This is a genomic window from Streptomyces sp. NPDC002867 (assembly GCF_053591895.1).
In genome coordinates, this window is the sequence record NZ_JBSFUR010000037.1 from 22,685 (window position 1) to 43,812 (window position 21,128).

The window sequence follows — 21,128 nt, forward strand, 5'->3', positions numbered from 1 at the left end:
ATCGGCGCTCACGCCGCAATTGACGCCTTATCGTAAGGAATCGGGCAGTCCCAAGGGAGTTGCGGGCAGTTGGCGACCGAGCGATCGGCCTTGATCACCAAGACGCACTGCGTCGAACCGCCATGAACAGATACGCGCAGATCAGGGCCGACAACGACAACGCCAGTGCCGCTCCGACAGGTTGTCCGATCACCTGAAGGGCCGCTGCCGACCACCACTCCGCCTCGCGAGGCAGCCGCAGCCAGGCCAGGTCGGGGAACCTGCCGGAAAGTCCGGCGATCGAACGGGCGGGCGGAGCCGGCAACGCGTGCTCGACGAGCGGCGCGATCAGCACCGGTACCGCGAGAACGGCCGCGACGTCGGCGGCTGTGACGCGGAAGAGGCCCGCGGCGAGCAGCCCGGCCCAGGCGCAGCCCACGCACAGACCCACCCAACGCGCCCTGAGGGGCGGCAGTTTCGCGGGCTCGGCTCCCAAGTCGGCCCCGTAGACGAGACGCAGGGCCTGCATGTCGGGTGCCGCCACTACCGTCGCAATCACCAGGGCAGCGGCCGCGGTCACCGCGAGCTTCGCCAACGTCAGTCCCGCCCGCGGGGACCCGGTGCCCCGGAGCGCGGCCAGAGCGGGGTAGCGGAACTCCTCGCCGTGGCACGGCCGGCCGGGGGCGCGGCCGCCTCGTCGTCCGGACGCGTTGCCCGTGAGCCGGTGGTGCGGGCGGCGGGCGGGGCCGGCGAGGGCGGGCCGCAGTCGCCCACCTCCTCGGCGAGCCGGTGCACGAGCACGCCGTGCCGGTAGGCCGTCTCGCCGATCTCGGCACAGCCGCTGCTTTGGGGGACAGCGCACTGCCGCCCTCCGACACCACCTCCACCGAACGCCGAGCGGCCGTGCCTCACGGCTGACCGCATCCGAGAGCCGTGCCGCGTGCGGTGTCGCGGTGTGCGGACGGCGACCCGCGACCGGAGGCGCGTGCGGGTGCGGGTGCGGGTGCGGGAAAAGTCACCCACGTCCTGGTCCGCGACCAGGCGGCCGGCGTCGATGGTGACGACCCGGTCGGCGACATTTCAGACGTCCGGCGCAGCCGCCGCGCTCAGGGTGTCAGGCTGCCGCGTCGCCGACGGCGTCCAGGTCAGACCTCGGGGCGCAGCATGGGCGGGTTGAGCAGAGTGGCCCCGCCGGCCCGGAACAGTTGGGCGGGGCGGCCTCCCTGCCGGGTCGTCGTGCCGCCCGCAGGCACCAGGAAGCCCGGCGTTCCGGTCACCTTGCGGTGGAAGTTACGCGGGTCGAGGGCGACACCCCACACCGCCTCGTACACCCGGCGCAGCTCCCCGACCGTGAACTCCGGCGGGCAGAAGGCCGTGGCCAGCGAGGAATACTCGATCTTGGAACGGGCGCGCTCCACACCGTCCGCCAGGATCAGCGCGTGATCGAAGGCGAGGGGGCCCTGATGCTCGTCCTCGCGCGCGAAGCCGTTCTCCTGGCCGAGCAGGTCCTCCACGGGGGCCCAGCGGGCGCTGTTCGCGTCGCCGCCGGCGCGGGGAGCCGGCAGGTCGGGTGCGAGAACGAGGTGCGCGACGCTGACCACGCGCATCCGCGGGTCGCGCTTGGGGTCTCCGTAGGTGGCGAGCTGCTCCAGGTGGGCCCCGTTGGCCGGCGCCGGGGAGGCGGGGTCATGGGCGCACAGCCCTGTCTCCTCGGAGAGCTCACGCGCCGCCGCGGCCGCCAGGTCCTCGTCCACCCGTACGAATCCTCCGGGCAGCGCCCATCGCCCCTGGAACGGCGGCTCACCTCGACGCACGACCAGCGCGCACAGGGCGTGGCGACGCACGGTGAGCACGACCAGGTCGACGGTGACGGCAAAGGGCGGAAAGGCCGACGGGTCGTAGGGAGACATGCCGCGATCATAGTCGTCTGCCTGACGATAAACACACCCTTCCTGACGTGCGCCACCGGTTTCTTCGCCCCCGTCCCTGGTGGTTGCCCAAGGCCGGTCACACCGCCGACCGAAGATCCTGCGCGGCCTCCTCGACCACGCCGAGACCGCGTGTTGACGCGGACGGCGAACGGTGCGCCCGCCACGCTCGGACTGGAGATACGCAGCGCTCCGAGCGTCACGCTCCGCATCGGCGCAGCGCGACGGTCCCTCTTGGTGCATCGGGCCGGATCCCGGCCGGGAGGGGCGGGAGATACCGGGAGCTCGGCGCCCTGGTGTGCCGGACGCCCTCGTTCACGGCGTCATCGCCCGCTCCTGCTGCCGCGCTGCCCGCTACGCCTACCGACGCGCACCCGGGCACCTTCGGAGTGGGGGCGGTGACGGGAGACAGCACCCGGCCCACGGGCGGCACGGGCGGCACGGGCGGCAGAACGAACCTGGGCGCGGCGCCGACGGTGACTGGGCCACTCCTGGCCGGCGGCCGCCGCCCCCGTCAGGCGATCGGCCGATGACTGCTCGTCGCAGACGTCCCGCCGATCAGCGGCTGGACGGTCTCCATCTGCTACGGCGACTGCCGCCGAAGCACCGCTCTTCGTCGGCCAGTCCTGTTCCTGACGCAAACAGTGCCGCAACGTCTCGGGGGCGAGACCCTCGTTGCAGGCCTGGTGGAGCAGGCGCGCGAAGACGTACTCGGGGTCTGCGCGGAGCGCGAGGCCGAGGGCGACCCTGGCCGCGGGCTCGTCACCGAGGGACCACGACACCCACCCGGCGAGAGTCAGAGGCGCGGCGGCATGGCTGTCGTAGCTTCCGACGCACCGCCGGGACAGAGCGCGCCACAGCCGAAGCGCGGGAGCGGCGTCTGGGCCCTCCATCCACTGAGCCGCGCGGTCCCGGGTCCGGCGGTCCTGAAGGCCGAGGATCAGCTCGGCCGCCTCTTGGTGGGAGATGAGCCGGTCGTCCACCGCGTCGGCCTCGCCCGAGGCGTCAGCCTGCGGCGTCCGGGGAGTCTGTGCCAGCCGGTCCAGCACGCGCCGGGCCAGCTCCAGGGTGTCCGCTGCCAGGCCCCGCCGGCCCTGCTCGTCCAGAATCCGGGGCACGAGGGCTGTGCCGGCCTGGTCCAGGGCCCGCTGCTGCTCCGCTGCCTCCCCGTCGGTCCAGGGCATCAGCCGATCCTCCATCTCCCGCAGACTGCCCCGCACTTGGATGCCTGCGTAAGCGGCGGCCGCAGCCATCACCGAGGTGCCGGGGAGTGCGAGCGGCGTCCCGTCGGGCGGGCAACAGCGCGCGTCGGGACAGCAATAGGACCAGAAGCGGCCGTCGGAGATGCACAGCGCCTCGTACACGGGGACGTCGAGTGCCCCGCAGGCGGTGCGCAGCCGCTGGGCGAGCGGGCGGAGCCGCTCCATCACTCGCAGTCCGCTCTCGTCGTGGGCCGGTTCCTGGCAGAGGAAGACGACGATCCCGTCGGGGCGGGGCCCGCGGCGCTCGCTGCCGTGGATCAGACACTCGGCGAGCTGCTGCGCCACCGGCTCCCATTCGCGGGCCGAGCGGGGAATGCCGAGCCTGAGCCGGCCACCGAACCGTCCCCGCCCTCCGTGCAGGGCGACCAGCACGATCGAGTCGCTCGGGTGGAAGCCCATCATGTACGGGAGGGCATCAGCCAGTTCGGCCGGGCTGCGCAGGGTGATCTGCTGGTCGTCGGCGGATCCGGCGGCGAAGTCGTGGTGCTTGTTCATGACACGAAGGTCTCGCGGACGGGCGACCGGCCGCGACCCCTGTGGATAACGTTATCCACAGGCTGCCGGGCTCGTTCGCGCTTTGTCGGTGCCATCGGGTTGCATGGGGGCATGACCAACGCAGACCGTGCGGAGCTCAGGGCCGCCGCCGATGCCGTACTTGCACGACTCGTCAGTGACCCCTCGGGCTCCGCTCGCCTGCGCGAGGAACAGTGGCGGGCGATCGAGGCGCTCGTTGCCGACAAGCGCCGGGCCCTGGTCGTCCAGCGCACCGGCTGGGGCAAGTCCGCGGTCTACTTCGTCGCCACGTCGCTGCTCAGGGCGGCCGGGAGCGGACCCACCGTGATCGTCTCACCGCTGCTGGCGCTCATGCGCAACCAGGTCGAGGCCGCGGCCCGGGCAGGCATCCGGGCCCGCACGATCAATTCCTCGAACACGGAGGAGTGGGAGTCCGTCCAGGCCGAGATCGCTGCGGGCGAGGTGGACGTGCTGCTGGTGAGTCCTGAGCGGCTGAACAATCCGGACTTCCGTGATCAGGTCCTGCCCCGGCTCGCGGCGGCGACCGGTCTGCTGGTGGTGGACGAGGCGCACTGCATCTCCGACTGGGGCCACGACTTCCGGCCGGACTACCGCCGGCTGCGCACGATGCTCGCGGACCTGCCGACGGGTGTTCCGGTGCTCGCGACGACCGCCACGGCCAATGCCCGCGTGACGGCGGATGTCGCCGAGCAGTTGGGCACCGGCGCGGGCACGGACGCGCTGGTGCTGCGGGGCCCTCTCGACCGGGAGAGCCTCAGCCTGAGCGTGCTGCAGCTTCCCGACGCCGCCCACCGTCTCGGCTGGCTCGCCGATCATCTCGGTGAGCTGCCAGGATCCGGGATCCTCTACACGCTGACGGTGGCGGCGGCCGAGGAAGTGACGGCGTATCTGCGCCAGTGCGGTCACACCGTGGCCTCCTACACCGGCCGCACGGAGAACGCCGATCGGCAGCAGGCCGAGGACGACCTCCTCACCAACCGCGTGAAGGCACTTGTCGCGACGTCGGCGCTGGGTATGGGCTTCGACAAGCCCGACCTCGGGTTCGTCGTGCACCTGGGTTCCCCCTCCTCCCCCATCGCCTACTACCAGCAGGTGGGCCGGGCAGGGCGGGGGGTGGACCACGCAGAGGTGCTGCTGCTGCCCGGCAAGGAGGACGACGCGATCTGGCAGTACTTCGCCTCGGTCGCGTTCCCGCCCGAGGAGTTGGTACGGCGGACGCTGGATGTGCTCGCCCGGGCCGACCGGCCGCTCTCGCTGCCCGCCCTGGAACCGCTGGTCGAGCTCCGGCGCACGCGGCTGGAGACGATGCTGAAGGTGCTGGACGTGGACGGGGCCGTGCGTCGGGTCAAGGGCGGCTGGACGACGACCGGTCAGCCGTGGTCCTACGATGCGGAGAGGTACGCCTGGGTGGCCCGGCAGCGTGAGGCCGAGCAGCAGGCGATGCGGGACTACGTCCGTTCCACCGGCTGCCGGATGGAGTTCCTGAGGACGACGCTGGACGACGAGGAAGCCTCACGGTGCGGCCGCTGCGACAACTGCTCCGGCGCGCGGTTCAGCGACAAGGTGTCCGCGGCAGCGCTGGACACGGCGCGTGGGGAGCTGGGCCGGCCCGGCGTCGACCTGGAGCCGCGGAAGATGTGGCCCACGGGTCTGGCGGCTGTGGGCGTGAGCCTCAAGGGCCGTATCCCCGAAGGCGAACAGGCCTTCACGGGACGGGCGCTCGGGCGCCTCTCGGACATCGGCTGGGGCAATCGCCTGCGTCCCATGGTCTCGCCTCAGGCGCCGGACTCTCCGGTCCCCGACGACATGGTCGGCGCGGTGGTGACCGTGCTCGCCGACTGGGCCAAGGGGCCGGGCGGCTGGGCTTCCGGTGCCGACGACGCGCCTGCGCGGCCGGCGGGGGTCGTGACCGTCGCCTCCCGTTCACGGCCCAGGCTGATCGGCTCGCTCGGCAGCCGCATCGCCGAGGTCGGACGGATGCCCCTGCTCGGTTCCGTCGAGTACGCGCCGGAAGCTCTGGAGTCGCGCTTCTCCCGTACGAACAGTGCCCAGAGGGTCCGCGCCCTGCATGAGGCGTTCGTGGTGCCACCGGAGCTCGCGCAGGCCGTGTCAGGCGTCGACGGCCCCGTGCTGCTGATCGACGACTACTCGGACAGCGGCTGGACTCTGGCGGTGGCCACGCGACTGTTGCGCCGTGCGGGAGCAAAAGGCGTGTTTCCGCTGGTCCTTGCCGTTCAGTCCTGACGCTGCCGGGGCAGGGGCGCGTGGAAGTCAGGAAGAAGGGAAGGATATGAGTCTCATACCCGTCGATTCCCGTCGGTCACGCCAAATTGCTCGTTGCCGCATCCTCACGCGCCAGGAAGAATTGAACTGCTCCCCGCGCAGGCCTGTTCGGCTCTGAGCGCCCTGTTGCGGTGCGCCCTCACCCGACCCTGCCCGCACTGTGGGCGCGTATGCGAAGGGAGGACCGTGACCTTCGGATTCGCTTCGTCCGCAGCCACCTCGATCACCACTTCGGCCAACTCGGCCAGCCGCCTCGCTCGGCTGCTCGAGCCCGCCGAGTGGGCGGCGGCAGGAATCCCGCTGCTGCGCAATCCGCGCGAAGTGGTCAGTGGGTTGCACACCCGGCACCGCCCGGTGCCTGCGACCGCTGTCGTCGCCGTGCTCGATCACGAGGAGCGGCTGGCCGCGAGCGCCTCGTTCTCCCGGTGTTCGGTTCCGGTGGACGGCTGGGAGTTCCGCAATGCGCTGCTCGCCCATCTGCGTCGCGTCATCCCGCACGACCTGCGCCGCCGCACCCCGGTGCGCACCGCCGTCCTGCTCTACTGCCGTGAGGGCGACGAGCGCTGGACGGAGGAGGACGGGGCGTGGATGTGGGGGCTGCGTGACGCCTGCACGCTGCACGGGCTGCGCTGCGGCGCGTACATCACTCTGACGCGCGGCGGCTGGCAGGTGCTGGGCGAAGGACGTGGTGGCCGACAGCCCAACTCGACTTCGACGCCGGGCCGTCTGGCCGATGCCGGGGTCGAGGCCGACCCCGTTCCGCTGCGCACGGCCGGCGGAGCAGTGGACGCGCTGCGGCGCACCGCTGCTCGCTGACCGGGTCATCCACCGGCTGCCCGTGGTCAGGGCAGCCGGGTCACGACCGGACCTTCGGTCCGCGACCGCTGAGCGGTGTCAAACGCCGGCGCCGAGGGCGCTGTTGATCCTCTTCGGGTCCCCGCACACGATCAGGAGTGCGGAGGCCTTGGCCATGGCCGCGGGCAGCGCTCGGGCGGCGGAGTCGTCGCCCCCGTTCACCGCGACGACTACGACGGGGCGGGCGGATGCCCGATCCACGGAGGCCGCGGCCGCGTAGAACACGTCGTCACGGGCGTCGTGCTGGGCCCAGTAGGCAGGCTCGCCGAAGGACAGCTCGTGAGCCGCCCATGGATGCAGGTCGCCCGTGGTGAGGACCAGGATGTCTCCGGGCACGCGGCCGGAGTCGAGCAGCAGGTCGACCGCCTCGCCGGCGGCGTCCAGGGCGCCGTCCGCCGGAGCGGGGATGAGCTGGATCTGCGGCCCGGAACGATTCTCCTTCCGGGGCGGCTGGGGCTTCCCCGCAGCCGCCGACGGGCGCTGGGCGGGGGGCGCGGGCCTGGCCGGACCAGGTCCCGGGTGTCCGGGACGCGGCGAGGCCGCGGAACGCGGACCGGGTACGGGACGAGGGGTCGGCGCGGGGCGGCCTACGGCCGGTGTCACGCGGGGACCCTGGGCGCTCTCGTGAATCTGAGGCTCCTCGGGAATGAGAGGCATGGGTGGATGTCTATCAAATGCCGGTGTCGACGGCATCGGCGGGTGGGCACAAAAGTGCGACCCGGCTGTTGGCAGGGCGGGGTCAGAAGTCGAAGCCGAGCTGGCCCCCGTCTTCCAGTGCGGCCGCCTCCGGGGAGAGACGGACCTTCTTGAGGTGCCGCCACTGGGGCAGCGCGTCCAGGTAGGCCCAGGAGAGCCGGTGGTACGGGGTGGGCCCCAGCTCCCTCAGAGCCGCCTTGTGCACGGGCGAGGGATATCCGGCGTTCTCGGCGAAGCCGAAAACGGCGAACTGCTCCTGCAGTGCAGCCATCATGGCGTCCCTGCGCACCTTGGCTATCACCGATGCCGCGGCCACGGAGACGCACGACTGATCACCCTTGATCACCGTACGCACTCGCCAGGGCACTCCCAGGTAGTCGTGCTTGCCGTCGAGGATGACGGCGTCGGGGCGCACCGGCAGACCGTCGAGAGCCCGGACCGCGGCGAGCCGCAGAGCAGCGGTCATCCCGAGGTCGTCGATCTCCTCCGGCGACGCATGGCCGAGAGCGTGGGCCGTGACCCAGGACTCCAACTCGCCCGCCAGCTCCGTGCGGCGCTTCGGGGTGATGAGCTTGGAGTCGGTCAGCCCGGCGGGCGGTCTGCGCAGTCCGGTGATCGCCGCACAGACGGTCACCGGCCCTGCCCATGCCCCACGGCCGACCTCGTCGATGCCTGCGACGATCTTGGCGCCTGTGGTCGCCCGGATCGAGCGCTCGACTGAGTGAGTAGGTGGTTCGTACGGCATGGCGCCAGCAAGGGTACGCCGCCGGAGGGGCCCTGCGACACCCGGATTCCCGTCGGAGCCTCCGCACTCCCCGTCAGCGGGTGGCAGGCCGCAGCAGCGGCACCATGACCTGGTCGATCATCTGGGCGATGTCCTCGTCCGGCCATTCGCTCCCGCACACCTTGGAGCGGTACATCAGCAAGCCGGGGATGACGTCGAACACCAGGTCACACGTGGCGTCGGATCGCACGTCCCCCCGGGCGACCCCGCGGCGGACCACCTCCCGGAAGAGGCGGTCGGACGGTTCGACGACGCGGTTCACGATCACTCCGTGGAAGCGTTCGGCGGAAGCGGAGTCGCATTCGTGAAGCACCGACCGCAGCGCGATGCCCGAGCGGGAGAACATGGCATCCCGCACCCGGCGGCAGAGCTGGTAGAGATCCTCGCGAATACCGCCGTGATCAGCGGCCTCGTCCAGCGTCGGCAGCCCCGCCTCCAGCGCGTCCGCGACCAGGTCCTCCTTCGACGGCCAGCGGCGGTAGACGGCAGCCTTGCCGGTCTGGGCGCCTGCGGCGACGCCTTCCATCGTGAGCCCGCCCCAGCCGACCGTGCTGAGCTGCTCCAGCGCGGCTTCCAGGATCGCTCGTTCCAGCACGATCCCTCGCCGGCGCAGCGGGACCGGCGAGGCCTGCGCACCAGGGGACCAGCGCGAAGTGGCCATGTTCTTCTCTCCGTTGGGGACTGGAGGTCTAGTGAACGCTTGCGTTCACTGACGGGGACTCTCTACGGTTGACGGCAAAGTGAACGACTTCGTTCACTAACTCATGTGTGGGGGACTTGAAGTGACAACCTCTCAGTTGACGGCTCCAGACATACCGGGAGCGGCCCGACGGCAGGGTCGCCCCGGGATCGCTCTCACGGTGATCGCGGCTCTCCAGCTCATGGTGGTCCTCGACACCACGATTGTGAACATCGCGCTCCCGCACATCCAAGGAGCGCTCGAATTCACCACGACCCAGCTCTCATGGGTGGTGAACGCCTACACGCTCACCTTCGGCGGCCTGCTGCTTCTCGGTGGCAGGGCAGGTGACATCCTCGGCCGTCGCCGTGTCTTCGTGTCCGGCGTACTCCTGTTCACCGTCGCCTCACTGTTGTGCGGAATCGCCCAGGAGCCGTGGCAGATGCTGGCCGCACGCGCCCTTCAGGGTGTGGGTGGCGCCATCGCCTCGCCGACCGCGCTCGCCCTCATCACCACCACGTTCCGGGAAGGCCCGGAACGCAACCGCGCGTTCGGCATCTTCGCGGCCGTATCGGCCAGCGGCGCCGCCATCGGCCTGCTGGCGGGCGGCATGCTCACCGAGTGGCTCGACTGGCGCTGGGTGTTCTACGTGAACCTGCCCATCGGTGTCCTGATCGCGCTCCTCGCTCCCGTCTTCATCAATGAGTCCGAACGCCATTCCGGCCGGTTCGACGTCTCCGGCGCGCTCACCTCGACGGTGGGCATGGCGTCCCTGGTCTACGGCTTCATCCGGGCGTCCGAGGACGGGTGGCGCGACGGGCTGACCCTGGGCGCGTTCGGCGTGGCCGCCGTCCTGCTCACCGCGTTCGTCCTGATCGAGCGCAGGGCCAGGGAGCCGATCACGCCCCTGCGCATGTTCGCCGACCGCAACCGCTCGGGCACCTACCTGATCATGATGAGCCTCTCGGCTGCCATGTTCGGGATGTTCTTCTTCATCGTGCTCTTCGTCCAGAACGTCCTCGGATACAGCCCCATCACCTCCGGACTGGCCTTCCTGCCGGTCACCGTGATGATCGTGACCGCCGCCGGGACCTCCTCGAAGCTGCTGCCCGTCCTCGGCCCCAAGCCCTTCCTCGTCGTGGGCGCCGTCCTCACCGGCGGCGGTATGGCGTGGCTGACCGCGATCAGCCCGGACTCCTCCTACCTCGGAGGGATCCTGGGTCCGATGCTGCTGTTCGGCTTCGGCATGGGTCTCGTCTTCGTCACCGCGACGCTGACGGCCGTGTCGGGCGTGGCGCAGCACGAGTCGGGCGCTGCCTCAAGTCTGCTCAACGCGACGCAGATGGTCGGTGGTTCCCTCGGGCTGTCGATCCTCATGACCGTCTTCGGGACAGCCGGCCGGGCTGAGGGCGAGCGGCAGCTTCCCTCGTTCCTCGCCGAGTCGACTCCCGCCCAGAAGGAGGCGTTCGCCAAGACGCACGAGCTTCCGCCGCCGTGGGGGCACCAGGTGCTCGCCGAGGGGATCTCCACTGCCTTCTGGGCCGGGGTGGGACTGGTCGGGCTCGCGGTCCTGGCCGCGGTCGTCGTCATCCGCGTGCGCAAGAGCGACCTCGAAGCCCTGAGCGGCGCGGCCGGCCCGGGCGCGCACGCGGGTTAGACCCGGCCACCCGAACCGGTCCTGGTCGCCAGGTACGGGCCGTGCGGACGGCCGGTACCGACAGGTGCGACCGGGTCCGGTCAGGCAGGCCCTTCGGGCAACCAGTCCGGAAGCGCTTCCGTCCGCTCCAGCCAGTGCGCGGGCGGCCGGCCCGCCTTGCCCGCCGCGACCACTCCGCAGGCGATCGCGCAGGTGGTGTCGACGTCCCCGCCGACCTGGGCGGTCGTCCAGAAGGTCTGCTCGAAGTCACCGAGGGACCTGGCGGCGGACCACAGCGCGAACGGCACGGTGTCATGGGCGGTGGTACGCCGACCGCTGCCGAGCACGGCCGCCACGGTGCCTGCGTCGTCGTAGTCGAGCATGTCCCGCGCTCGCCGCAGTCCCGCGCCGACAGCACTGCGGGGAACCAGAGCGATCACACCGTCCAGAAGCTCCGTCGGCTCCGGCGGTCCGCCCGGATGAGCGGCCAGCGCGGCCGCTGCTGCCACCGCCATGGCGCCGACGACCGCCTCGCGGTGCTGGTGGGTGGTGTAGGAGGAGATCTCGGCCTGATGGGTCGCCTGCTCGGGATCGTCCGCGTACCAGGCTCCGAGCGGAGCGATCCGCATCGCCGAGCCGTTGCCCCATGACCCCTGGCCCTTGAAGAGAGCGGCGGCGAGCTCCCGCCAGTCGCCTCCCTCCCTGATCAGCCGGAGCATCCGGTTGACGGCCGGGCCGTAACCGCGGTCGAAGTCGTGGTGTTCCGCGAACGAGCGGGCCAGTGCGTCCTGGTCCACGCGATGGTGCTCGACGAGCACCGCCAGCACGGAGCAGGCCATCTCGGTGTCGTCGGTCCACTGCCAGACGGCGGGCGGCAGCTCGCGCCGCTTCAGCAGGGGATAGTTGGAAGGTACGAAGAACTGGGAGCCCAGGGCGTCTCCCACAGACAGTCCGCGCAGGCTGTCCAGGGCGCGTGCGAAGCGCCGGTCGCGAGAGGAATCAGCGGTCATCTTCCTGCCACTCTATCCCGGTGACCCCGTACGGCTCCGGGGTCCGCCAGCGCTCGAACGGGCGGTCCAGCGCGTAGCGCCCGTCCTCGCACAGCTGCAGTATCCGGGTCTCCCCGTTGCCCGGATTGGAGAGTGACTCGAATTCCGCCACCGACCAGTGGAACCAGCGCATGCAGAACAGCCGCATGGTCAGGCCGTGGGTGACCAGCAGGACGTTGGGCGGATGGTCGGGCGCTTCGAAGCTGCGGTGCAGGCTCTCCAGGAACGCCCCGACACGGTCGTACACATCGGCACCGGACTCGCCTTGCGCGAAGCGGTAGAAGAAGTGACCGTACGCGTCGCGGTACGCCTTCTGCAGCCGGACATCCTCCCTGTCCTGCCAGTTGCCCCAGTCCTGCTCCCTGAGTCTCGGCTCCTCCCGGACCCGCACAAGCTCCGGATCGAGTCCGAACGCCTGGAAGGTCTCGTGGGTCCGGCGGTAGGGAGAGACGTAGACGCTGACCCGCTCTCGACCGAAGAGCTCCCGAAGCCGCGCCCCGGTCTCCTCCGCCTGCGCCAGCCCGAGCGCCGTGAGGGGGAGCGCATGATCGGGCTCGCGCTCATAGACCGTGTCGTCGGCGTTGCCCACCGATTCTCCGTGCCGGACAAGGACGATGCGTCGCGGTCGTGCCATGGGACGACCCTAGGCCCGCCCGTCAGCGGCCGAGGAGCCGGCCCGAGTCCATCCGGCGTATCCGCCCGTCGAAGCGCCGCCGCAGCTGCCGGTCGTGGGACACCACGACCAGCGCCCCGGACCACTGGGCCAGCGCCTCTTCCAGCTCTTCGACCAGGCCGAGGGCCAGATGGTTGGCCGGCTCGTCGAGCAGCAGAAGGTCCGCGGGCCTCGCGAGAAGCCGGGCCAGGGCGAGCCGTCGGCGCTGTCCCGCGGAAAGAGAGCCGACGCGGACACCGAGATCGCGCGGGCGGAGCAGACCGAACGACAGCAGCAGCTCCGCCTGCTCCTCCTCGGTGGCGAGCGACAGGCCCCGCGCGAAGGTGCGCAGGACGGGCTCGTCGGGGCGGTTCACCGGTATCTCCTGAGCGAGGTACCCGATGGCTCCCCTCCGGGTCACCGAGCCGGTGTCGGGCCGCTGGACCCCTGCCATCACCCGCAGAAGTGTCGACTTGCCCGCTCCGTTGCCCCCATGGACCAGGACCTTCTCGCCCGCCGCCACCGCCAGCCGGTCGACGACGAGGCGGTCCGCCACCCTTACGTCCGTCAGCGTGACCACGTCGCCCTCCACGGCTCCCGCCTCCGGGCGGCCCGAGAAGCGCAGCGGCTCCGGAGGCTTGGCCACCGGCGTCTCACGCAGCCTGCGCAGACGCTCCTGGGCGTTGCGGATCCGCCCCGAGACCGATGCCTGGACACGGCCACCGGCCCGGTCGTACGCCATCTTGTTGTTGTCCTTGATGGACCGGCCCGCGGCGACACCATGGGCAGTGGTTCTTGTGAACGCCTCCAGCCGTTGCGTCTCCTCGCGCCATTGCTCGTACGCCTGCTCCCAGCGGCGCCGGGCCGCCGACTGCTCGGCGCGGAATCCCTCGTATCCCCCGCCGTACCGGACGAGCGCCCGCCGGTCGGCGTCGACCTCGATGAGGGAAGTCGCCACCCGCTCCAGGAAGGTGCGGTCGTGCGAGACGGCGACCACGGTGCCCCCGTGCGCGACCAGGGCGCCCTCCAGCCAGTCCAGAGCGGACTCGTCCAAGTGGTTCGTGGGCTCGTCGAGGAACATGACCTCCGGTCCCGCCGCGATGAGGCAGGCGATTCCCAGACGCGCCTGCTCACCGCCGGACAGGCTGCCCAGCCGCCGGCCGCGGTCGATGTGCGCGAGGCCCAACCCGTGCATCGCCTTGTCGACACGGGCGTCCGCCTCGTAGCCACCGCGCAGCTCGAATGCGGTCAGGAGGTCGCCGTACTCGCTCAGGGCCATGTCCTCTCCTGAGCCGAACGATGCCTCCAACTCGCGCAGCCGCGCCTCCATGGCCCGCACTTCGGCCAGCGCGGCGTCTATCGCGTCTCCCACGCTCTGCTCGGGAGGCAATTGCGGAGTCTGGGCCAGCAGTCCCGCGCCACGCTCGGCGACGACGACCACATCACCGACGTCCGGCGGCTCGACACCGGCGAGCAGGCGCAGCAGGGTCGACTTCCCCGCTCCGTTCTCACCGACCACACCCATCCGCTCCCCGGGGCGAACGGTCAGCGATGCACCGTCCAGTAACAACCGGTCGCCGCGGGCCACGGTCACGTCGCGCAAGGAGATCTGAGTCGGCAAGAGCACACCCCCGTGAAGAAGCGGCAGGACGCCGCGTCAACTAATGCAACTCTTGTCGCATTACAGAGATTGTGCCACGATGAAGACAGCTAACGCAACAGGAGTAGCAATTGAATGACAAGACACCGGCTCCGGGCACCCAGCGCCCCGGCGGCCGCACAGCCAGGACCAGGGCGGCCGTCCGGGATGCCGTCCTGACCGGCCTCGGCGAGCACGGCTACCCGGGCCTCACCGTCGAATACGTCGCAGAGCATTCGGGAGTGCACAAGACAACGCTCTATCGCCGGTGGGGAGGTGTCGAAGGGCTGGTGGCCGATGCGCTCGACCTCGCCGGTGAGGACAGTTGGACCCCGCCCGACACGGGCAGCCTGGAAGGAGATCTTCATGCGCTGGCACGGGAGGTCGCCGAATCCTTCGACGACCCGGCAGCGGCGGCCGCGCCTGCCGCGTTCATCGCGGCGGCCTTCCAGTCCCGGCGCGCGGCCGACGCCCTGCGCGCTTTCTACACGGAGCGATTCAGACGGTCGGCGGCCGTCGTCGAGAGAGCGGTCGCCCGGGGTGAGGCACCTGCGGACACCGATGCGGGCGAGGTCGTGCGCGCCGTGTCCGCACCGTTGTTCTTCCGGCTCTTCATCACCCGGGAGCCAATCGACCGGGCTCTCGCCGACCGGTCGGCCGCAGCGGCGATCGCGGCACTTCGCGGCGGTGTCTTCTCGGCACGCCGATCGACACAGGCATCGGCATCCACCGGAGCGCCGACAGACGCCGGAGTCTGATCAGACGGTCCAGGACCGCTCCAGGTCCACGACGTCGCCGACCAGGGCGGAGACGTCGGCCTCGGTCTGTGCGCGCAGGAGCAGCCGCTCGATGCGCTCCCTGCGGTACTTGCCGTGCTCCGCTGCGGCCAACCACATGGACAGCACCAAAAATTCGTTCTCCGGCGCCTCGCCGAACAGCCCCCGCACCATCCCCGGTGACCCGGCCATCGCGGGATTCCACACCTTCTCCTGCATGAGCGAGAAGTGCTCGACCCGGTCCTCGCGGACACGGCAGTGCGCGACCCGCACCACGTCCGCGTCCGTGAAGCGCGGCTCGAAGCCTGTCTTCACGTCGAAGCGGTAGTCGAAGAGCTTGGCCTGGATGTCCTTGTACGTGCCCGACTGCCCGGCCGCCAGCCGGTCGTGGGACCGCGCCATGAACGAGTCGTAGAAGGGGCGGCTCTCCCAGAAGGCGAACACATGGGCAACGTTGGGCCGTATCCGGCTCCAACCGCCGCCCTGCCCCCGGAATCCCGGCTCACCCAGCAGCCCCGCCCATTTCCGCTGCCCCCGCTCGAACCCTCGACGGTCCACCACGGTGCAGCGAATCCACTTGACCAGCACCGCGCCATCGTACGGCCCGGACCAGGAGGCCGTTCCCTGTCGACAGGAGTGCGTCCACCCGTGCGACAGTGCGCTGGTCATGCACCCGACCGCCATGTTGGTCGTACGGCAGCGGCCGCCTCGCCGCATCCCCGCTGAGCGACTACGGTCAACACCCGTAGGAGCGATGGACGTTACGGGGAGGGGAGATCCGGTGAGCAGCATCAGCAAGGGGGTCCGGAAGGCCGAGGTGGCACTCAGGTGGGATCCGAGTCCGATGGGCGAGCCGCCCCACGACCTCGACCTGGTGGCCGCGACGTACCGGGCCGATGCCGCAGGTGAGCCGGCGTACGTCGTCCATTTCGACAGCAGGTCACCGGACGGGACGATCATCCTGGCCCGGGACAGCAAGACGGGCCAGGGGTTCGGCTCCGACGAGGTGATGACGCTGGAGTTCGACCGGCTGGCGCCGGTTTACGAGCGCGTCGTCGTGGGGGTCGTCATCCAGCAGCGCGCCGGACGGAAGGTCTTCGGCGACGTCGCCAGCACGCGGGTGCGGGTCCTGGAAGGCCATGAGGAGCTGGCGACGTGCGACTTCGCCGCGGTCGCGCAGTCCACGGCGGCCGTCGTCTGCGAGTTCACCCGCGGTGCGGCCGGGAACTGGCAGTTCCACGACTCGGTGCGCGGCTTCGACACGGACCCGCAGTCCTTCATCGGCCTGATGAGCGGCTGACGGCGGATCCCGTCGCCGCCCGAGCCCGGGCGAGCCGCGGACATACGGAGGCTGGGAGACCTTCTGGAAGATCTCCCCGCCCTCAGCGGATCGGCCGATCCGCTGCCCGTCGTGTCACACCGGCCGTATCACGGCGCGTGCCGTACCGGCCGCGTCAGCTGCAGCCGCTGGTGGAGCCGCAGCCCTCGCAGATGTAGCAGGAGCCCGCTCGCTGCATCTTCGTTCCGCACGAGAAGCAGAGCGGTGCGTCGGCGCTGATACCGAGCTGCATCTCGACCAGCTCGGCCGAGGTGTGCGCCTGCTTCGGAGCCGGAACCTCCGCCTTAGGGGCGGCAACGGCCTTCAGCTCCTGCTGACGCGGAGCGGACTGCGCGAGCCCCTCGACGTCGACCTCGTCGTCGGCCGGCTCGTAGGAGCCGGTCTCCAGGTGACGCTGGCGCTCCTCCGCCGAGTGGATGCCGAGCGCCGAGCGCGTCTCGAAGGGCAGGAAGTCCAGCGCCAGGCGGCGGAAGATGTAGTCGACGATCGACTGCGCCATCCGCACATCCGGGTCGTCCGTCATGCCGGCCGGCTCGAAGCGCATGTTGGTGAACTTCGAGACGTACGTCTCCAGCGGAACGCCGTACTGCAGACCCACCGAGACGGCGATCGAGAAGGCGTCCATCATGCCCGCGAGGGTGGAGCCCTGCTTCGACATCTTCAGGAAGACCTCGCCGAGACCGTCGTCCGGGTAGGAGTTTGCGGTCATGTAGCCCTCGGCGCCACCGACGGTGAAGGAGGTGGTGATGCCGGGACGGCCCTTGGGGAGGCGCTTGCGGACCGGGCGGTACTCGACGACCTTCTCGACCGCGGCGCGGATCGTCTCCTCGGCCTTCTCGGTGACCTCGGCCTTCTCCTTCTCCTTCTTCTTGGCGGAGAGGGGCTGGCCGACCTTGCAGTTGTCGCGGTAGATCGCGAGCGCCTTGACGCCCATCTTCCACGCCTCGAAGTAGATCTCCTCGACCTCCTCGACGGTCGCCGACTCCGGCATGTTGACCGTCTTGGAGAGCGCGCCGGAGATCCACGGCTGGATGGCCGCCATCATGCGGACGTGACCCATCGCGGAGATGGAGCGCTCGCCCATAGCGCAGTCGAAGACCTCGTAGTGCTCGGTCTTCAGACCGGGCGCGTCGATCACGTTGCCGTGATCGGCGATGTGGGCGACGATCGCCTCGATCTGCTCCGGCTGGTAGCCGAGGCGGCGCAGCGCCTGCGGCACGGTGCCGTTGACGATCTGCATCGAGCCGCCGCCGACCAGCTTCTTGAACTTGACCAGCGCCAGGTCCGGCTCGAGGCCGGTCGTGTCGCAGGACATCGCGAGACCGATGGTGCCGGTCGGGGCGATCACGGACGCCTGGGAGTTGCGGAAGCCGTTCCTCTCGCCGAGACGGATCACGTCCTGCCAGGCCTCGGTGGCCGCGGCCCAGATCGGCGTGTCGAGGTCGTCCATGCGGACGGCCTTGGCGTTGGCGTCGGCGTGCTGCTTCATGACGCGCTTGTGCGGCTCGGCGTTGCGGGCGTAGCCGTCGTAGGGGCCGACGACTGCGGCGAGTTCGGCGGAGCGCTTGTAGGACGTGCCGGTCATCAGGGACGTGATGGCTCCGGCGAGGGCGCGGCCGCCGTCCGAGTCGTACGCGTGGCCGGTCGCCATGAGCAGGGCGCCGAGGTTGGCGTAACCGATGCCGAGCTGGCGGAAGGCGCGGGTGTTCTCGCCGATCTTCTGCGTCGGGAAGTCCGCGAAGCAGATCGAGATGTCCATCGCGGTGATGACCAGCTCGACGACCTTGGAGAAGCGCTCGACGTCGAAGGACTGGTGGCCCTCGCCGTTGTCCTTGAGGAACTTCATGAGGTTCAGCGAGGCAAGGTTGCACGAGGTGTTGTCCAGGTGCATGTACTCGCTGCACGGGTTCGAGCCGTTGATGCGGCCGGACTCGGGGCAGGTGTGCCAGTGGTTGATCGTGTCGTCGTACTGGATGCCCGGGTCGGCGCAGGCCCAGGCGGCCTCGGCCATCTTGCGGAAGAGCGCCTTGGCGTCGACCTCCTCGATGACCTCACCGGTCATCCGGGCGCGCAGACCGAACGTGCCGCCGGACTCCACGGCCCTCATGAACTCGTCGTTCACGCGCACCGAGTTGTTGGCGTTCTGGTACTGGACCGACGTGATGTCGTCGCCGCCCAGGTCCATGTCGAAGCCCGCGTCACGCAGCGCGCGGATCTTCTCCTCTTCCTTGACCTTGGTCTCGATGAAGTTCTCGATGTCGGGATGGTCGACGTCGAGGATGACCATCTTGGCCGCGCGGCGGGTGGCACCGCCGGACTTGATCGTTCCTGCAGAGGCGTCGGCACCCCGCATGAACGAGACCGGGCCGGAGGCGTTGCCGCCCGAGGACAGTAGCTCCTTGGAGGAGCGGATACGGGAGAGGTTCAGGCCGGCGCCGGAGCCGCCCTTGAAGATCATGCCCTCTTCCTTGTACCAGTCGAGGATCGACTCCATGGAGTCGTCGACGGACAGGATGAAGCAGGCGGAGACCTGCTGCGGCTGGGGCGTGCCGACGTTGAACCACACCGGCGAGTTGAAGCTGAAGATCTGGTGCAGCAGGGCGTACGCGAGCTCGTGCTCGAAGATCTCGGCGTCGGCGGGCGAGGCGAAGTAGTTGTAGTCCTCGCCGGCCTTGCGGTACGTCTTCACGATCCGGTCGATGAGCTGCTTGAGACCGGTCTCGCGCTGGGGGGTGCCGACCGCCCCGCGGAAGTACTTGCTGGTGACGATGTTGACCGCGTTCACCGACCAGAAGTCGGGGAACTCGACGCCACGCTGCTCGAAGTTCACCGAGCCGTCACGCCAGTTGGTCATGACGACGTCACGGCGCTCCCAGACCACCTCGTCGTACGGGTGCACGCCGGGGGTGGTGTGGATCCGCTCGATACGCAGTCCCTTGCTCGCCTTGGCCCCCTTGGTGCGGGACCCTCGTGCCGGGCCGCTCGTCGTCTCGGTCATGCCGCCTCCCATACATGGGCAAAAACGCCCTGAAGTGCCCAGATCTTCCCGTGGCACTGCTTGTGTCTGTTGTCCCGGAGCGCTGCGCAGCGCCCGTGACAAGTCATGTGCCGCCCGGAAGCGGGTGGAGATCCGTGACGCACGGCTCCGCCCGCTCGGCGGGTGCCGCTCAGTCGGCGGCGGTGGCGGGAACGGGGACCTCGACAGCCCCGTCGCTCCGCTCCTGTGCAGGGGGCCGTTCGTCGCGCAGCTCGGCGATGGCGGCCTCGAAGTCCTCGAGTGAGTCGAACGCCCGGTAGACGGACGCGAACCGCAGGTACGCGACGAGGTCGAGTTCCTGCAGGGGGCCGAGTATGGCCAGACCCACGTCATGGGTGGTCAGCTCGGCACTGCCGGTGGCGCGCACCGCTTCCTCGACCCGCTGGCCGAGCTGAGCGAGGGCGTCCTCGGTGACCGGCCGCCCCTGGCACGCCTTGCGCACGCCGGAGATGACCTTGGTACGACTGAAGGGTTCCGTCACACCGCTGCGCTTGATCACCATCAGCGACGCGGTCTCCACCGTAGTGAAGCGGCGGGAGCAGTCGGGGCACTGCCGGCGGCGTCGGATCGACGTCCCGTCGTCGGTGGTCCGACTGTCGACGACGCGGCTGTCAGGGTGCCTGCAGAAGGGACAGTGCATGGCTCCCAACCCCTCCTTCACAGCACGACCGAATAGCCCCAACTGGCTCACTGAGCCCCCCGAAGCAGCCACAAGCATAGGCGATGCCCCGAGCTCCGACGGACCCAGGGACCACAACTTCTGGGTGGCGGCCACAATCCAACCACTAGATCTGGGGTCTGAGTGCTTTCTCGGCCCGTAGAGCGTGTCGCGCGTCCCCTGGAGGAAGCCACCGCGCACGGGGCGTATGGCGGCCGCTCACGGAGCGCACACGACGCGTCGAGCGCCGCCGCCGCGGGTGCGGCGGCGGGCGTCACCCACGAGCGAGATGCCAGACTGGGGCGGGCCCGGTCCCCTCGCCTCCGGCGGCGGAGGCTACCGTGGGCCTTCTCGTCGGCCCACCTTCCGGCGTTCGCACATACACCCAGCTGAGCGGCCACGTCAGGCAATCCGCGATTTTTCACTCGAACGTGTGTTTGGCGCAACCTTTCGAAACCAACTACCGTTGTCCAGCTAGGGAGACCATTCGAGAGGGGCCGACGTGACCACCACCGCTGACAGTGCCGCCATCACTGCCCAGGACCGCTCCCAGAACCGATTCGAGCCGGTGCATGCCATGAATGACGCAGCCACGACCCCGGAGGGGCCCAAGCCCACCCGCTCGCTGCCCGGCCGACCTCCAGGGATCCGTGCGGACAGCTCCGGCCTCACGGACCGCCAGCGGCGTGTCATCGAGGTGATCCGCGACTCCGTGCAGCGGCGGGGTTACCCGCCGTCCATGCGCGAGATCGGCCAGGCCGTCGGGCTGTCCAGCACCTCCTCCGTCGCCCACCAGCTCATGGCACTGGAGCGCAAGGGCTTCCTGCGGCGGGACCCGCACCGCCCCCGCGCCTACGAGGTCCGCGGCTCCGACCAGCCCAGCACCCAGCCGACGGACACCACGGGCAAGCCCGCAGCCTCCTATGTGCCGCTGGTCGGCCGGATCGCCGCCGGTGGCCCGATCCTCGCCGAGGAGTCCGTCGAGGACGTCTTCCCCCTCCCCCGCCAGCTGGTCGGCGACGGCGAGCTGTTCGTGCTCAAGGTCGTCGGCGACTCGATGATCGAGGCCGCCATCTGCGACGGCGACTGGGTGACGGTGCGCCGCCAGCCCGTCGCGGAGAACGGGGACATCGTCGCCGCCATGCTGGAGGGCGAGGCCACCGTCAAGCGCTTCAAGCGGGAGAACGGCCACGTCTGGCTGCTTCCCCACAACGCTGCGTACCAGCCCATCCCCGGCGACGAGGCGACCATCCTCGGCAAGGTGGTGGCAGTGCTTCGGCGGGTCTGACGGACTCGCCGGCTCGGACCGGGCCCCGGGACCCACTGCGCCGGTCCCGGGGCC

18 protein-coding genes are annotated in these 21,128 nt (G+C 70.2%); 6 read left to right on the forward strand and 12 right to left on the reverse strand.

Translation table 11 applies throughout. The features are described 5' to 3' along the window. Positions 1 to 94 precede the first annotated feature (94 nt). The 3 genes from ACWD0A_RS26765 to ACWD0A_RS26775 form a co-directional block, all read right to left on the reverse strand. Positions 95 to 574: a hypothetical protein gene (locus tag ACWD0A_RS26765; protein WP_451302091.1), complete on the reverse strand. Its 480-nt coding sequence runs from the start codon at positions 572 to 574 to the stop codon at positions 95 to 97. 550 nt (positions 575 to 1,124) lie between these two features. Next, on the reverse strand, positions 1,125 to 1,889 hold the full coding sequence (locus ACWD0A_RS26770) for an NUDIX hydrolase (RefSeq protein WP_451302093.1): 765 nt from the start codon (positions 1,887 to 1,889) through the stop codon (positions 1,125 to 1,127). 341 nt (positions 1,890 to 2,230) lie between these two features. Next, complete coding sequence (locus ACWD0A_RS26775; RefSeq protein ID WP_451302095.1) at positions 2,231 to 3,664, reverse strand: DUF4192 domain-containing protein; 1,434 nt, start codon at positions 3,662 to 3,664, stop codon at positions 2,231 to 2,233. Positions 3,665 to 3,775: 111 nt separating this feature from the next. On the opposite strand from ACWD0A_RS26775, the gene ACWD0A_RS26780 reads away from it, so the two are divergent. Together ACWD0A_RS26780 and ACWD0A_RS26785 are read left to right on the forward strand one after the other, a co-directional pair. Beyond that, a complete protein-coding gene (locus ACWD0A_RS26780) occupies positions 3,776 to 5,947 on the forward strand; it encodes a RecQ family ATP-dependent DNA helicase (protein ID WP_451302099.1) in 2,172 nt (723 codons plus the stop codon). Positions 5,948 to 6,172: 225 nt separating this feature from the next. Beyond that, positions 6,173 to 6,802: a hypothetical protein gene (locus ACWD0A_RS26785; RefSeq protein ID WP_451302101.1), complete on the forward strand. Its 630-nt coding sequence runs from the start codon at positions 6,173 to 6,175 to the stop codon at positions 6,800 to 6,802. A gap of 78 nt (positions 6,803 to 6,880) precedes the next feature. On the opposite strand, the gene ACWD0A_RS26790 is transcribed toward ACWD0A_RS26785, so the two are convergent. The 3 genes from ACWD0A_RS26790 to ACWD0A_RS26800 all read right to left on the reverse strand — a co-directional run bounded on the left by ACWD0A_RS26790 (position 6,881) and on the right by ACWD0A_RS26800 (position 8,982). After that, the gene (locus ACWD0A_RS26790) at positions 6,881 to 7,498 is read right to left on the reverse strand and encodes a hypothetical protein (RefSeq protein ID WP_451302103.1); all 618 of its coding nucleotides are present in this window, start codon (positions 7,496 to 7,498) and stop codon (positions 6,881 to 6,883) included. A gap of 82 nt (positions 7,499 to 7,580) precedes the next feature. After that, entirely contained in the window at positions 7,581 to 8,282 is a 702-nt protein-coding gene (locus tag ACWD0A_RS26795) for a ribonuclease HII (protein ID WP_451302105.1), read from the reverse strand. Positions 8,283 to 8,355: 73 nt separating this feature from the next. Further along, complete coding sequence (locus ACWD0A_RS26800) at positions 8,356 to 8,982, reverse strand: TetR/AcrR family transcriptional regulator (protein WP_451302107.1); 627 nt, start codon at positions 8,980 to 8,982, stop codon at positions 8,356 to 8,358. A 121-nt stretch (positions 8,983 to 9,103) separates the two neighbouring features. Here ACWD0A_RS26800 and ACWD0A_RS26805 point away from each other — a divergent pair, with 121 nt between their 5' ends. Further along, the gene (locus ACWD0A_RS26805) at positions 9,104 to 10,657 is read left to right on the forward strand and encodes an MFS transporter (RefSeq protein WP_451302109.1); all 1,554 of its coding nucleotides are present in this window, start codon (positions 9,104 to 9,106) and stop codon (positions 10,655 to 10,657) included. Positions 10,658 to 10,737: 80 nt separating this feature from the next. Here the strand turns inward: ACWD0A_RS26805 and ACWD0A_RS26810 are convergent, their stop codons facing one another. Genes ACWD0A_RS26810 through ACWD0A_RS26820 form a run of 3 tightly spaced genes read right to left on the reverse strand, consistent with a single transcriptional unit; the run spans position 10,738 to position 13,958 of the window. Continuing rightward, positions 10,738 to 11,646 (reverse strand): ADP-ribosylglycohydrolase family protein, encoded by a 909-nt coding sequence (locus tag ACWD0A_RS26810; protein ID WP_451302111.1) that lies wholly within the window; start codon positions 11,644 to 11,646, stop codon positions 10,738 to 10,740. After that, the gene (locus ACWD0A_RS26815) at positions 11,636 to 12,319 is read right to left on the reverse strand and encodes a histidine phosphatase family protein (RefSeq protein ID WP_307713092.1); all 684 of its coding nucleotides are present in this window, start codon (positions 12,317 to 12,319) and stop codon (positions 11,636 to 11,638) included. Before ACWD0A_RS26815 ends, ACWD0A_RS26810 begins: the two co-directional genes overlap by 11 nt. Before the next feature lie 22 nt (positions 12,320 to 12,341). Then, positions 12,342 to 13,958, reverse strand: coding sequence for an ABC-F family ATP-binding cassette domain-containing protein (locus ACWD0A_RS26820; protein ID WP_451302113.1), 1,617 nt, complete (start codon positions 13,956 to 13,958; stop codon positions 12,342 to 12,344). A 110-nt stretch (positions 13,959 to 14,068) separates the two neighbouring features. Here ACWD0A_RS26820 and ACWD0A_RS26825 point away from each other — a divergent pair, with 110 nt between their 5' ends. After that, on the forward strand, positions 14,069 to 14,734 hold the full coding sequence (locus ACWD0A_RS26825; RefSeq protein WP_451302115.1) for a TetR/AcrR family transcriptional regulator C-terminal ligand-binding domain-containing protein: 666 nt from the start codon (positions 14,069 to 14,071) through the stop codon (positions 14,732 to 14,734). Here the strand turns inward: ACWD0A_RS26825 and ACWD0A_RS26830 are convergent, their stop codons facing one another. Then, positions 14,735 to 15,340, reverse strand: coding sequence for a YdbC family protein (locus ACWD0A_RS26830; protein WP_451302117.1), 606 nt, complete (start codon positions 15,338 to 15,340; stop codon positions 14,735 to 14,737). A gap of 193 nt (positions 15,341 to 15,533) precedes the next feature. Here ACWD0A_RS26830 and ACWD0A_RS26835 point away from each other — a divergent pair, with 193 nt between their 5' ends. Further along, positions 15,534 to 16,052: a TerD family protein gene (locus ACWD0A_RS26835; protein WP_451302119.1), complete on the forward strand. Its 519-nt coding sequence runs from the start codon at positions 15,534 to 15,536 to the stop codon at positions 16,050 to 16,052. 154 nt (positions 16,053 to 16,206) lie between these two features. Here ACWD0A_RS26835 and ACWD0A_RS26840 read toward each other — a convergent pair whose 3' ends face one another. Next, entirely contained in the window at positions 16,207 to 19,089 is a 2,883-nt protein-coding gene (locus tag ACWD0A_RS26840) for a vitamin B12-dependent ribonucleotide reductase (RefSeq protein ID WP_451302121.1), read from the reverse strand. A gap of 169 nt (positions 19,090 to 19,258) precedes the next feature. Next, complete coding sequence (gene nrdR / locus ACWD0A_RS26845; RefSeq protein WP_307713098.1) at positions 19,259 to 19,768, reverse strand: transcriptional regulator NrdR; 510 nt, start codon at positions 19,766 to 19,768, stop codon at positions 19,259 to 19,261. Between the two features lie 520 nt (positions 19,769 to 20,288). Between nrdR and lexA the strand changes: the two genes are divergently transcribed. After that, positions 20,289 to 21,074, forward strand: coding sequence for a transcriptional repressor LexA (gene lexA / locus ACWD0A_RS26850; RefSeq protein WP_177151673.1), 786 nt, complete (start codon positions 20,289 to 20,291; stop codon positions 21,072 to 21,074). Positions 21,075 to 21,128: the final 54 nt, after the last annotated feature.

Bases quoted from the DNA above. Each gene is read 5' to 3' on its own strand.
- ACWD0A_RS26770 (WP_451302093.1), bottom strand. From the start codon at position 1,889: ATGTCTCCCTACGACCCGTCGGCCTTTCCGCCCTTTGCCGTCACCGTC.
- ACWD0A_RS26775 (WP_451302095.1), bottom strand. From the start codon at position 3,664: ATGAACAAGCACCACGACTTCGCCGCCGGATCCGCCGACGACCAGCAG.
- ACWD0A_RS26780 (WP_451302099.1), top strand. From the start codon at position 3,776: ATGACCAACGCAGACCGTGCGGAGCTCAGGGCCGCCGCCGATGCCGTA.
- ACWD0A_RS26790 (WP_451302103.1), bottom strand. From the start codon at position 7,498: ATGCCTCTCATTCCCGAGGAGCCTCAGATTCACGAGAGCGCCCAGGGT.
- ACWD0A_RS26795 (WP_451302105.1), bottom strand. From the start codon at position 8,282: ATGCCGTACGAACCACCTACTCACTCAGTCGAGCGCTCGATCCGGGCG.
- ACWD0A_RS26800 (WP_451302107.1), bottom strand. From the start codon at position 8,982: ATGGCCACTTCGCGCTGGTCCCCTGGTGCGCAGGCCTCGCCGGTCCCG.
- ACWD0A_RS26810 (WP_451302111.1), bottom strand. From the start codon at position 11,646: ATGACCGCTGATTCCTCTCGCGACCGGCGCTTCGCACGCGCCCTGGAC.
- ACWD0A_RS26815 (WP_307713092.1), bottom strand. From the start codon at position 12,319: ATGGCACGACCGCGACGCATCGTCCTTGTCCGGCACGGAGAATCGGTG.
- ACWD0A_RS26840 (WP_451302121.1), bottom strand. From the start codon at position 19,089: ATGACCGAGACGACGAGCGGCCCGGCACGAGGGTCCCGCACCAAGGGG.
- nrdR (WP_307713098.1), bottom strand. From the start codon at position 19,768: ATGCACTGTCCCTTCTGCAGGCACCCTGACAGCCGCGTCGTCGACAGT.